Source organism: Barnesiella viscericola DSM 18177, assembly GCF_000512915.1.
Taxonomy (GTDB): domain Bacteria; phylum Bacteroidota; class Bacteroidia; order Bacteroidales; family Barnesiellaceae; genus Barnesiella; species Barnesiella viscericola.
In genome coordinates this window covers 1,582,716-1,595,404 of sequence record NZ_CP007034.1, presented here as the reverse complement: position 1 = coordinate 1,595,404, position 12,689 = coordinate 1,582,716, and the positions used below count along the sequence as shown (strand labels likewise).

General features: G+C 47.4%; 8 protein-coding genes, 3 tRNA genes and 3 rRNA genes. 11 read left to right on the top strand and 3 right to left on the bottom strand.

From position 1 onward, the window contains the following. Positions 1-4: 4 nt before the first annotated feature. Positions 5-277, bottom strand: a complete 273-nt coding sequence (locus BARVI_RS06350; protein WP_025278426.1) for a tetratricopeptide repeat protein — start codon at positions 275-277, stop codon at positions 5-7. Positions 278-614: 337 nt separating this feature from the next. Between BARVI_RS06350 and BARVI_RS06345 the strand changes: the two genes are divergently transcribed. The 11 genes from BARVI_RS06345 (at position 615) to lnu(AN2) (ending at position 10,369) form a co-directional block, all read left to right on the top strand. Next, positions 615-1,184 carry an SGNH/GDSL hydrolase family protein gene (locus BARVI_RS06345; protein WP_025278425.1) on the top strand — a complete coding sequence of 190 codons (570 nt, stop codon included), beginning with the start codon at positions 615-617 and terminating at the stop codon, positions 1,182-1,184. Next, entirely contained in the window at positions 1,181-1,801 is a 621-nt protein-coding gene (locus tag BARVI_RS06340) for a hypothetical protein (protein ID WP_025278424.1), read from the top strand. Before BARVI_RS06345 ends, BARVI_RS06340 begins: the two co-directional genes overlap by 4 nt. Before the next feature lie 21 nt (positions 1,802-1,822). Next, positions 1,823-2,284, top strand: coding sequence for an alanyl-tRNA editing protein (locus BARVI_RS06335; RefSeq protein ID WP_025278423.1), 462 nt, complete (start codon positions 1,823-1,825; stop codon positions 2,282-2,284). Positions 2,285-2,656: 372 nt separating this feature from the next. Then, positions 2,657-4,188 (top strand): 16S ribosomal RNA (locus BARVI_RS06330). Positions 4,189-4,314: 126 nt separating this feature from the next. Next, a tRNA-Ile gene (locus BARVI_RS06325) sits at positions 4,315-4,388 on the top strand. 74 nt (positions 4,389-4,462) lie between these two features. Continuing rightward, positions 4,463-4,536 (top strand) — tRNA-Ala (locus BARVI_RS06320). Positions 4,537-4,636: 100 nt separating this feature from the next. Next, positions 4,637-7,505 (top strand): 23S ribosomal RNA (locus BARVI_RS06315). 87 nt (positions 7,506-7,592) lie between these two features. Further along, positions 7,593-7,701, top strand: a 5S ribosomal RNA gene (gene rrf / locus BARVI_RS06310). The 16S, 23S and 5S rRNA genes sit together here with 2 tRNA genes alongside, the layout of an rRNA operon. 513 nt (positions 7,702-8,214) lie before the next feature. After that, positions 8,215-8,299: transfer RNA gene (locus tag BARVI_RS06305), tRNA-Ser, on the top strand. A 327-nt stretch (positions 8,300-8,626) separates the two neighbouring features. Further along, positions 8,627-9,832, top strand: coding sequence for a macrolide efflux MFS transporter Mef(En2) (mef(En2), locus tag BARVI_RS06300; RefSeq protein ID WP_005786079.1), 1,206 nt, complete (start codon positions 8,627-8,629; stop codon positions 9,830-9,832). 24 nt (positions 9,833-9,856) lie between these two features. Then, the gene (lnu(AN2), locus tag BARVI_RS06295) at positions 9,857-10,369 is read left to right on the top strand and encodes a lincosamide nucleotidyltransferase Lnu(AN2) (protein WP_004308783.1); all 513 of its coding nucleotides are present in this window, start codon (positions 9,857-9,859) and stop codon (positions 10,367-10,369) included. 445 nt (positions 10,370-10,814) lie between these two features. On the opposite strand, the gene BARVI_RS06290 is transcribed toward lnu(AN2), so the two are convergent. Next, positions 10,815-11,168, bottom strand: coding sequence for a nuclear transport factor 2 family protein (locus BARVI_RS06290; RefSeq protein WP_004308780.1), 354 nt, complete (start codon positions 11,166-11,168; stop codon positions 10,815-10,817). 88 nt (positions 11,169-11,256) lie between these two features. Continuing rightward, entirely contained in the window at positions 11,257-12,660 is a 1,404-nt protein-coding gene (locus tag BARVI_RS06285; RefSeq protein ID WP_004308779.1) for a hypothetical protein, read from the bottom strand. Between the last annotated feature and the right edge of the window lie 29 nt (positions 12,661-12,689).

Genomic DNA, 12,689 nt, shown 5'->3' with positions numbered 1-12,689 from the left:
GCAATCAGGGGTTGTAGAGGTCGGGGTTGGAGAAGTTGATGATTTCCATCACCATCTCATAAGCCTGTTGGGCCGGGCTTTCGGGGTTGATTTCGGTTGCTTTCAGGTAGTTTTCGATAGCCATTTTCCAGTTGCCCTGCTTCCAAAAGAGGGAACCTTTGTAGTAGTAGGCTTCGTCGTCCTGCGAGTCACAGGACAGGCGTTCGTCAAGATGCGCAAGCGCGCGTTCCAAGTCGTTGTTGTCGATAAGTTGTTTTATCTCTTCTGTCGAAATCATATGCTTTTGTTTTTGCCAGGTTCCAAAGATAGTACAAACCGCGTTCAAAAGCAAGTCGGCCAATCGGCCATGAGTTGGTAAAAGCGATTACGGTTAGCGGGTGAACTTTGCTCTATTAGTCTGTTCTTCTCAGAGAGGCAGGCATTCGTACCTTTCTAATTTTGTGCGAAATAATCGGCCCTTTTTCAAAATAATATTACATTTGTAGGCAAAACACTCATAACAAGTAGTAGCAAATAATAGGTTTAATTGTTGTATCGCTATTTTTTTAATTGGGTTTTACCGAAAATAAAGAATACCAAGAATGATACGCTACGTGCGAACTAAAATCCTGTGTATGATGCTCCCTTTGATGGTGGGTTTGGGAGCCTGTTCCAATGATGAGTCTACCGAGCTCTGTTTCGTGGGCGACTCGCTGGTGGCCGGGTGGGACACGTACTCGGCATTCCCCACGAGGATTGTGAGAAACGACGGGGTGGGTGGAGCCCATCTGGAAGATTTGCTTACTTGGAATCTCGACTATCGGGGAAAAGATGTGGTGATGCTGGTGGGAACCAACAACATGGGTTCGGCTATTCTTAATGATAATACTCGCCCGCAGTTTATTGCCGATTTCGTTGAGGAGTATCGGCACACGATCGAAACATGGGCTCCGCGGCGGGTCTTTGTCATCTCCATTCTGCCAAGAAATTTCAAAAACGACAACGAGCGTTTGAACAGTTGCATTCAGGAGCTGAACCTGGCCCTCTCGCAAATGGTAGAGTCATTGGACTATGGCACCTTTGTCGACGTGTATGATTACTTTCTGTATGAGGGGAAGTTGAATATGGACTACTCGCTGGACGGGCTGCATCTGAACGATTTGGGTTACAATATACTTAATGTAAGATTGGCAAAAGTATTATGAGATTGCGACTTTTTCTCTTTGCCCTTTATGCCTCTCTTTCGGTAGGCGTATGGGCACAAACCGACACCGTGTCTACTCGTTCTATCTATGTAGGGTTGCGGAATAACAAATATGTATTCGCCGGTTATCAAGGCGGCTCTTGGTCGGTCGGGTTGGAAAATACCTTGTGGATACGCAACCTCAGCGAACAGTATCTGCGCTTGAATGGCCGTTATAGTTTGAATACCAAGTTGTGGAACATTCAGTTTTCAGCCCATGCCTTTGCGGGAGCCAATTATGCCGGGCGCTATTACGACGGAGGTCTGAAAGTCGGGTTGGACAAGACTGCCGGTCGGTTCAGTTTCGGGGCAGGGGTCATGCCCTTTTATGATTCGACATTCGGTTACAACACCTGCTATACGGTGCATGCCGCTTGTCGTGTCATTCAAGAGGCCTCAATCGTAGTCAATCTGACCAATATCCCGGAGTATCGTATGGTCGAGCATCGCATCGTCCCCGGTGTGCTGTTCAAGGTCCGCAAACTGTGGGTGCGCCCCGAACTCTCTATCCCCTTGAACGACAATGTTCAGTTTACTCGGGTTCTGGTTTCGTTCCGATACGATTTTCTGTTGAAATAGCGAACTTAAATAGTGATAGTCATGAACGATACGCCACAACTCAACGAGCACAATAAAGAAGAATATCCCCCCATGCACACGACCGAACACATCGTTAATCAGACGATGGTACGCCTCTTCGGGTGCGGTCGTGCCGTCTCGGCTCACATCGAGAAAAAGAAAAGCAAACTCGATTTCAAACTGCCGCAACCGCCCTCCGACGACGAAATTCGGCAAGTCGAAGAGACTGTCAATCGAGTCATTCAGGAACATCTGCCCGTGACAACGCAATATATCACGCAGGCCGAGGCTCGCGACCGGTTTGACTTGGGACGGTTGCCGCAGAATGCCTCCGACACGGTGCGCGTGGTCAAGGTTGGCGACTATGACGAATGCCTCTGCATCGGGCGGCATGTTGAGAATACCTCCGAGATAGGAACCTTCAAAATCATCAGTCACGACTACAAAGACGGCATTCTCCGCCTGCGTTTCAAATTGCTATAATTGCCCGGCTGATTAGTGGACGAAATAGAATGAAAGCCCCGCCAATTCTTTTGGCCGGGGCTTTTGTGTAGAAAAAAGTCAAAATGCAGCACTGTTTATAACAATCAGTAAATAAAAAAGTTGTATGAATTGAACGGTTTTTCTAAAAAAATTTTTGAAAAAAAGTTGTTCAAAAATTTGGAGGGGAAAGGAAAAAGGGTGTACCTTTGCAACACTTTCGCCGCTGGAAAGGGGTCGGCAAGACCTCGGGAAGGCGGGGGAGATAAAGATCATTGACAAGACTGAAAAGAAGCAAGTGTAGTACAAGAGAAAGAACGAAGTCAATTCGGCCGGGAATCACTTTGAAGGTATAAAAAAAGAAAAATCAGATATACAACGAAGAGTTTGATCCTGGCTCAGGATGAACGCTAGCGACAGGCCTAACACATGCAAGTCGAGGGGCAGCGCGGAGGTAGCAATACCTTTGGCGGCGACCGGCGCACGGGTGAGTAACACGTATGCAATCTGCCTGTAACAGGGGGATAACCCGGAGAAATCCGGCCTAATACCCCATAACGACATATCTTCGCATGGGGAGATGTCTAAAGAGAGCAATCTTGGTTACAGATGAGCATGCGGTCCATTAGCCAGTTGGCGGGGTAACGGCCCACCAAAGCGACGATGGATAGGGGTTCTGAGAGGAAGGTCCCCCACATTGGAACTGAGACACGGTCCAAACTCCTACGGGAGGCAGCAGTGAGGAATATTGGTCAATGGTCGGCAGACTGAACCAGCCAAGTCGCGTGAAGGAAGACGGCCCTATGGGTTGTAAACTTCTTTTGTCGGAGAGTAAAGTGCGCTACGCGTAGCGTATTGCAAGTATCCGAAGAAAAAGCATCGGCTAACTCCGTGCCAGCAGCCGCGGTAATACGGAGGATGCGAGCGTTATCCGGATTTATTGGGTTTAAAGGGTGCGTAGGCGGCACGCCAAGTCAGCGGTGAAATGCCCGGGCTTAACCCGGGAGCTGCCGTTGAAACTGGCGAGCTAGCGTGCACAAGAGGCAGGCGGAATGCGTGGTGTAGCGGTGAAATGCATAGATATCACGCAGAACCCCGATTGCGAAGGCAGCCTGCTAGGGTGCAACGGACGCTGAGGCACGAAAGCGTGGGGATCGAACAGGATTAGATACCCTGGTAGTCCACGCAGTAAACGATGAATACTAACTGTTTGCGATATAATGTAAGCGGTACAGCGAAAGCGTTAAGTATTCCACCTGGGGAGTACGCCGGCAACGGTGAAACTCAAAGGAATTGACGGGGGCCCGCACAAGCGGAGGAACATGTGGTTTAATTCGATGATACGCGAGGAACCTTACCCGGGCTCAAACGCAGGGGGAATATGGGTGAAAGTCCATAGCCAGCAATGGTCGCCTGCGAGGTGCTGCATGGTTGTCGTCAGCTCGTGCCGTGAGGTGTCGGCTTAAGTGCCATAACGAGCGCAACCCTTATTGACAGTTACTAACGGGTCAAGCCGAGGACTCTGTCGAGACTGCCGGCGCAAGCCGCGAGGAAGGTGGGGATGACGTCAAATCAGCACGGCCCTTACGTCCGGGGCGACACACGTGTTACAATGGCAGGTACAGAAGGCAGCCAGTCAGCAATGACGCGCGAATCCCGAAAACCTGTCTCAGTTCGGATTGGAGTCTGCAACTCGACTCCATGAAGCTGGATTCGCTAGTAATCGCGCATCAGCCATGGCGCGGTGAATACGTTCCCGGGCCTTGTACACACCGCCCGTCAAGCCATGGAAGCCGGGAGTACCTGAAGCATGCAACCGCAAGGAGCGTACGAAGGTAATACCGGTAACTGGGGCTAAGTCGTAACAAGGTAGCCGTACCGGAAGGTGCGGCTGGAACACCTCCTTTCTGGAGAAGAGATTCCAAGGAAGAGCCGAAAGGACAGAGAGAAGTTCGGACTCCTGACGCACTGCTTCTTTTCATTCATATAAAAAAAGGAAACAAAGAGACACCCGCCAGGGCACGATTTGAGACAGTCCTATAGCTCAGTTGGTTAGAGCGCTACACTGATAATGTAGAGGTCGGCAGTTCAAATCTGCCTGGGACTACACCGAAGCCGCCGCGCGGAAGGGACCGAAAAGAAGGGACCCGAGACAAGCGGAAGAGAGGCCGAGAGAAAGCGGGGGGATTAGCTCAGCTGGCTAGAGCACCTGCTTTGCAAGCAGGGGGTCAACGGTTCGAATCCGTTATTCTCCACTAGAAAGATCCTTGACATGTTGGAAAAAAGAGAACACGAGCACGAAGCAAACCCATATCAACCCAAAACGACAGACGGTCAGCAATGATTGTCGGCCGAAAGAAAGTAAGAAAGGGCGCATGGAGGATGCCTAGGCTCTCGGAGGCGACGAAGGACGTGATAAGCTGCGAAAAGTTACGGAGAGGCGCAAATAGCCCGTGACCCGTAAATGTCCGAATGGGGCAACCCGGTCAGCAATGACCATACCGCCAAGCGGTAGGCCAACGCGGGGAACTGAAACATCTAAGTACCCGCAGGAAAAGAAAATAACAATGATTCCGCAAGTAGTGGCGAGCGAACGCGGAAGAGCCCAAACCGGCGCTGTTACGGCAGGGCCGGGGTAGAAGGATCCATAACAAAGGCAAGGAAGGAAGTTAGCAGAATACGATGGAAATCGTAGCCGTAGAGGGTGACAGCCCCGTAAGCGAAAACGGACAGAAGCCGAATGGACACCTGAGTAACCCAGGACACGAGAAATCCGGGGCGAATCGGCGGGGACCATCCCGTAAGGCTAAATACTCCCGAGAGACCGATAGCGAACCAGTACTGTGAAGGAAAGGTGAAAAGAACCTCGAACAGAGGAGTGAAAAAGACCCTGAAACCATGCGCCTACAAGCGGTCGGAGCGCGCAAGCGTGACGGCGTGCCTTTTGCATAATGAACCTACGAGTTACTGTTGATGGCAAGGTTAAGCGATTCAGTCGCGGAGCCGAAGCGAAAGCAAGTCCGAACAAGGCGTACAGTCATCAGCAGTAGACGCGAAACCAAGTGATCTACCCTTGGTCAGGTTGAAGGTTGGGTAACACCAACTGGAGGACCGCACTGATAAGCGTTGAAAAGCTTACGGATGAACTGAGGGTAGGAGTGAAAGGCCAATCAAACTTGGAGATAGCTCGTACTCCCCGAAATGCATTTAGGTGCAGCCTCGGGAAATAAGTGTCAGAGGTAGAGCGACTGATAAGATGCGAGGGCTTCACCGCCTATCAAGTCTTGACAAACTCCGAATACTGGCACTGGAACCCCGGGAGTGAGGGCATGGGTGCTAAGGTCCATGTCCGAAAGAGGAACAACTCAGACCACCAGCTAAGGTCCCGAAATAAGGGCTAAGTTGAACAAACGAAGTAAAACTGCAAAGACAGCTAGGATGTTGGCTTGGAAGCAGCCATTCATTTAAAGAGTGCGTAACAGCTCACTAGTCGAGGAGTTTTGCATGGATAATAATCGGGCATAAGCCCTTTACCGAAGCTGTGGATGTCGGAAGACATGGTAGGGGAGCATTCCGTCGGCAGTGAAGGTATCTCTCGAGAGATGCTGGAGCTTACGGAAAAGCAAATGTAGGTATAAGTAACGATAAAGGGGGCGAGAAACCCCCTCGCCATAAGACTAAGGATTCCTGATCAACGCTAATCGGATCAGGGTAAGTCGGGACCTAAGGCGCAGCCGAACGGCGAAGCCGATGGAAGAAACGGTCAAGATTCCGTTACTGATATAATGAGCGACGTGGAGACGGAGAAGTGACACACCCGCCTGCTGACGGAATAGCAGGTTAAAGGAGGTAGGTAGACACGGCCCAGGCAAATCCGGGCCGAGTGCCGAAACTGAGAGTATCGAGAGCCCTCGGGCAATCGAATAGCGGTGGTAAGCAGGCTCCCGAGAAAATCCGCTAAGCAAATCGTTATATCACCCGTACTCCAAACGGACACACGTAGTCGGGTAGAATATACCAAGGCGCTCGAAAGATTCACGGTTAAGGAACTAGGCAAATTGACCCTGTAACTTCGGGAAAAAGGGTCCCCAGTAAGATGGGGCGCAGAGAATAGGTCCAGGCAACTGTTTAACAAAAACACAGGGCTGTGCGAAATTGAAAGATGAAGTATACAGCCTGACACCTGCCCGGTGCCGGAAGGTTAAGAGGAGATGTCATCGCAAGAGAAGCATTGAATTGAAGCCCCGGTAAACGGCGGCCGTAACTATAACGGTCCTAAGGTAGCGAAATTCCTTGTCGGGTAAGTTCCGACCTGCACGAATGGTGTAATGATCCGGACACTGTCTCAACCGTGAGTTCGGTGAAATTGTAGTATCGGTGAAGATGCCGATTACCCGCAACGGGACGAACAGACCCCGTGAACCTTTACTGCAACTTAACATTGCGTTTGGGCATTCGATGTGTAGGATAGTCCGGAGGCTGTGAGACGGTGACGCCAGTCATCGTGGAGCCGATGTTGAAATACGGACCTTTGAATGTTTGAACGCTAACTCGCAGGAGCGAGGACACTGTTTGGTGGGTAGTTTGACTGGGGTGGTCGCCTCCAAAAGCGTAACGGAGGCTTCTAAAGGTACCCTCAGACCGATTGGTAACCGGTCGCAGAGTGTAATGGCACAAGGGTGCTTGACTGAGAGACAGACAAGTCGACCAGGTAGGAAACTAGAGCATAGTGATCCGGTGGTTCCGCATGGAAGGGCCATCGCTCAAAGGATAAAAGGTACTCCGGGGATAACAGGCTGATCCCTCCCAAGAGCTCATATCGACGGAGTGGTTTGGCACCTCGATGTCGGCTCGTCACATCCTGGGGCTGGAGAAGGTCCCAAGGGTTGGGCTGTTCGCCCATTAAAGTGGCACGCGAGCTGGGTTCAGAACGTCGTGAGACAGTTCGGTCTCTATCTGTTGTGGGCGCAGGAAATTTGCGGGGGGCCGACACTAGTACGAGAGGACCGTGTTGGACAGACCCCTGGTGTATCGGTTGTTCCGCCAGGAGCACAGCCGAGTAGCTAAGTCTGGAAGGGATAAGCGCTGAAAGCATCTAAGTGCGAAGCCCGCCCCAAGATAAGATTTCCACGAGGGACGTCAGAGACGATGACGTAGATAGGTCGCAGGTGTATAGGCAGCAATGTCACAGCCGAGCGAAACTAATCTCCCGAAACTTTCTGTAAGGCGAGTCGGGAAGGGCCGATAAGGGGAAGCGAGAAAAGAAGAGTGTAAAGAGTTCAAATTTTTCAAACGTCAAGGATCAAGATATTAAGGCGGTTATAGCACGGGGGATCCACCTCTACCCATTCCGAACAGAGAAGTTAAGCCCCGTCACGCCGATGGTACTGCGCAAGTGGGAGAGTAGGTAGCCGCCACCTTAAAGTAGACAGAGCCGGAAGGAAGTCAAGAGAAGACAACCCTCCGGCTCTTTTTTTATGCCTGCGGCGCCGGGAGGCGAGGAGCCCCCGCAAGCCTCCGGCAGCCCGATGCGGGATCCAGGGAATACCCAAGCAGAAATACCACCAGCGGCACCCTTCTGGACCCCGCATCAAGTGCGGGGTGACATGCTGGGACTCTCCAACACCGGGTCATTCCGCACCCGATGCGGAATCCAGGGAATACCCGGGCAGGAATACCACCAGCGACGCCAGTCTGGGCTCTGCTTCGAGTGCGGGGTGACACGAAATGTCCATTCTTCTTGGAGTCGCGCCCATACTCAGCGACCTTTGTCTGGATACCACGTCGCTGCGCGATGTGACATTACTTGTACTTTATTACCATGCGGGAGGGAAAGTAGAGCATGTGTATTCCATTTTGAAAAAGTATAAATTTGCTTTTATTTCTCGAATTTAAGTTGTATCTTTGCACCGCTCAAATGGAGAATCGACTATGGAGAGATGGCAGAGTGGTCGATTGCGGCGGTCTTGAAAACCGTTGAACTGAGAGGTTCCGGGGGTTCGAATCCCTCTCTCTCCGCAACAAACGCTGAAAATCAGCAGATTGCAAAACAAGCACCCAGTTTTGCACCCAAGAATGTAAAGTCGGGTGTTTTTGTTTTATTTAAGATAATACAACCACTACATAATAAAAGAGTAGCGATATTAAAAGAATCCGATGAGAAAAGACTAATATTTATCTATCCATTCACTTTGATTTTTCAGGACTTTACATCGTCCTGAAAGTATTTGTTATTGTATTCCAACGTCAGGAGTGGATTATAATACAAGTTTTTTGTGTGGATAGAATTTCGTTTTGCTTAATGTACGAAAGTACTTATCTATAAACGCATGAAATATTAGCACAATGAATCATTGGAAATCAACTTTGGCCGTGATAGGAATAGGCCAACTCATATCTATTTTAACAAGTACGATTGTTGGCTTCTCCATTATTTTTTGGATTAGCAACGAATTTAAATCCCCGACAGCTTTATCTCTGGCTATTTTAGCTGGATTTTTACCACAATTTGTATTAGGCTTGTTTGCCGGGGTCTATGTTGACAGATGGAATCGAAAGAAAACGATGTTTTATTCGGACTTGTTCATCGCGTTCTGTACCCTATGTCTTTTTATTGTGATAACCAAGGGTTATAAAGACCTTTCTTTTTTTTATCTATTGACTGCTTGTCGTTCAATAGGCAGTACGTTTCATGCACCTGCTTTACAGGCAAGCATCCCTCTACTGGTTCCCAAGCACCATCTTGTCAGGGTATCAGGTTTGTACCATTCCATTCAATCCTTCAGTGAGGTGATAGCCCCCGTTGTAGGGGCAAGCCTCGTTGTTTGGCTTCCCATACAGTATATTCTGCTCATAGATGTGATCGGAGCTGTTGCTGCTTGTCTGACCTTACTTTGTGTCCAGATTCCTTCTCTTCAAAAAACGAAAGTTCTTCCAGATTTCAAAAAAGAACTGACGGAATGTTGGCATACCTTGCGGCGTACAATGGGCATTTTGCCTTTATTCGTATGCTTTACGCTGGTGACTTTTGTCCTTATGCCTGTTTTTACGTTATTTCCTTTTATGACGCTTCTGCATTTCAACGGAAACATTTTGCAAATGGGAGTTGTGGAAATGGGTTGGGGCTCAGGGGCATTGTTGGGCGGTTTAGTACTTGCCTGTAAGGCTTTGAAAAGCAAGCAAACATTAGTGATGCATACGGCTTATGTGATATTGGGATTGTATCTGATTAGCGCCAGTTATTTACCATCAAGCGCATTTATAGGTTTTGTTTGCCTAACATTTACAGGAGGCATAGCCTATTCCATTTACCATGCGCTTTTCATCGCTATTATTCAGCAGAACTTGGCTTCGGACATGCTTGGACGGACTTTTTCTCTCATCTTTAGTTTGAGTACCTTTCCATCAATGCTGGGTATCGTAGCTTCAGGATATTGGGTGGAAGCATGGGGTATCACATCCGTCTTTATGATCAGCGGATGGGTTATCTTTCTGATTGGAGTGGGTGCAAATTTTATTTCTTCAATCAAGCAGTTGGATAATTACGCATAGTATTATTTATTAAAGAATTATTATATGACAAAGAAAGAACACACTACGATTACAGAGTTATTTCAAGTTTTGGACTTGTTGGAAAGCCTGGACATGCAGTTTTGGTTGGATGGAGGCTGGGGAGTGGATGTCTTGTACGGACAGCAAACCCGCTTGCATAGAGATATTGACATTGATTTTGATGCCAATTATACAGACCAACTCCTTGATCTTTTGCAGGAGAGAGGATATCAAATTGAAACAAATTGGTTGCCCACCCGTGTGGAACTGTATAGCAAAGAATTAGGCTATATTGATATCCATCCTTTTGTCTTGAATGCGGACGGCACTTCCAAACAAGCCGACTTGGATGGAGGCTGGTATGAATTTCAACCGGACTATTTTGGAACAGCAGTCTTTGAAGGCAGAAGCATCCCTTGCATTTCTGCAAAAGGGCAACAAGTATTCCATTCGGGCTACGATTTAAGAGAGAAGGATATTCACGATTTATCTATAATTAAACAATGTATAACAACAATGAGCCTAACAATTAGATAAGAACAAGAAAATGACAGAAAAACAAATTGTCTGGTATATCTTACTTACAGAAGTAAAGATAGATAGTGACACCCAGTCTGTCACATCCCTGAGTGTAGCTCCATTGGCAGTCTTGCCGGAATTCCAGCGTAAGGGAATTGGGGGGGATGTTGATTCAGTAAGCCCATCAGAGGGCAGCACTTTTGGGTTACGGCACAGCAGTCGTATTGGGGCATAAAGAGTATTATCCTCGATTTGGCTATCGCAAGGCTATCGATTTAGGAATTGAATTTCCTTTCGAAGTCTCTCATGAATATTGCATGGTGGCTGAATTAATACCTGGAGCTACTGAGAATGTGAAAGGTATGGTTTGTTATCCAACTGACTTTAAATAGTTTAACAAGTAAAATTCATTATATAACTCGGACTGGGTATTTCAATTTCCCAGTCCGTATTCTGATAGTACTTATTCAATTGGAAGATTGTGTTGCTTCAAGAATGAAAGTTTATCCCAATACCCTCTTTGAAAGACGATTTTGTTATCTTTTACATGAAAAAATCCGCATCCACGAAGTCCAAGAGAGTCTTTCCATTCCATGATAGCCCATTCGCCATCTTCAAAAATATTTTCCACCATACAAACCATTTTAGCAGTGGCAAATTCATTCACAAACATTTTGTAGATTGATTCTTTACCAATTATTGGTTCGTTTGCGACTTGATGATTTACTGCATTAGTAGCATACAGCTCTGCTATATGATAAGCATCTGCTTTGTTAAAGCAATCTATCCATTTTTCCAAAACTTCTTTAGGCTTCATTTTTTATAAATTCTTAGGATTTTGATTCTGTAATAAAAACAATCTGTTTGGATGCATAGATACTTGATTTTATTAATAATAGGCTATTCTATATTCTAAATCCTCTGGATTTTTGCTCTCTCTGCACCGAGTTACGTAGATTCTGCTGTAACTTTTCCCATTGTTCCTTAAACCATTGTACTATGGGTTGTCGGTTTATGGTCAGCATAAGCTTACCACTATCCATCGGATGTTTCTCAACCCTAAAAATATCATTCTTGATGTCAAATTTCCACCTGTGTTCTTCGGAATAAATTTTGCCACTACATTGTATGGATTCTTTCTTTGTCAAGAGGTTTTCTATCATGTCTTTGGTAAACCCGATAACAGCGCATAATTTTTCCATTCTCAACATCTCTTTGAACATGGGAAACCATTTGTGGGCTTTTTCAAGCAAGGTGCTCAATCGTGATATTTCCTTGTCTTTGGCTTCAAGTTCTTGATTATGTATTCTTTGAAGATTACGAATTTGTCTGCTATGCTGTTCCTGTATTTGTTGTATCTGAATTTTTAATTCATCAGTAGCTTTGTCCCGTTTGGTAATTTCCTGATGTAGCTGCTCGATGTGATGTTCCAGTTCTTTCAGCTTACCGCTTCCGAAAAGAGAACCTACACCGCTTGCTATGGCGGTAGCAGCATTGGTGGCTGTTTTCTTTAGTTTGTCCGTGCGTATCTCTGCTTTTACCTGTTTGAGTTCCTGTTCGGCAAGGCTTACTTGTTGTTCCTTGTGTCGCTTGGTTTCCTCTATACGTTGCAGTTCGGCTTTCTGCTTCTCAATGATGAAATCATTTCGTTCCAGATGCTCTTTACCTGTGACAGCTTTTGCCTGTCCACGTTCCATCAGGAGAATATCGGAAGCAAGGGTCTGCATGGTTGCCATATCCTCGTCATTGAGCTTTCGGCTCTTTCCAGTTTCATGGTTCATCCAGTCGAATACGACATGAGCATGATAATTTGGTTTGAACCATCTGTTACCGACTTGGAAGCTCTCCTTGTCTTCTGCTTCCGGCTGACCGTTCAGCCAATGCCCTTCGTCTTTATGCAGGAAAATCTGTAGCGGAGTGATGCCCCAGCGTCTTTGGCACTCTTCACCGAATTTGCGTACATCAGCCAGTGTGGTGTCCGGTCTGATAAGCAATACTCCTTCACGGATGGGTGAGCATCCCGCCACCTTGATAATCTTTCCATTCTTTCCCTTGCGTTCCCTTTCCTTTTCCTGCATGGCACGTCCGGTCTTTTCCTTGACCATTTGCTTGATATTGTCATAATGAGTTCGCAGTTCGGGAGTGCCGAAGTCGGGATTTATCCACTGTTCGTTATCGGTGGAAAGTTCGGGAACGACATAGATTCTGGACTCCCCGATATTACGCATATACTCGGCAGTCCTTCGATTGTGTGCCTCGCTCGATGCGATGTTGCAAGGCTTGATATGTATGCTTGATTTTGTTGCCATAGCTTCTTTCCTTTGTTTACAATTGATTT

Bases quoted from the DNA above. Each gene is read 5' to 3' on its own strand.
- BARVI_RS06350 (WP_025278426.1), bottom strand. From the start codon at position 277: ATGATTTCGACAGAAGAGATAAAACAACTTATCGACAACAACGACTTG.
- BARVI_RS06345 (WP_025278425.1), top strand. From the start codon at position 615: ATGATGCTCCCTTTGATGGTGGGTTTGGGAGCCTGTTCCAATGATGAG.
- BARVI_RS06340 (WP_025278424.1), top strand. From the start codon at position 1,181: ATGAGATTGCGACTTTTTCTCTTTGCCCTTTATGCCTCTCTTTCGGTA.
- BARVI_RS06335 (WP_025278423.1), top strand. From the start codon at position 1,823: ATGAACGATACGCCACAACTCAACGAGCACAATAAAGAAGAATATCCC.
- BARVI_RS06290 (WP_004308780.1), bottom strand. From the start codon at position 11,168: ATGAAGCCTAAAGAAGTTTTGGAAAAATGGATAGATTGCTTTAACAAA.
- BARVI_RS06285 (WP_004308779.1), bottom strand. From the start codon at position 12,660: ATGGCAACAAAATCAAGCATACATATCAAGCCTTGCAACATCGCATCG.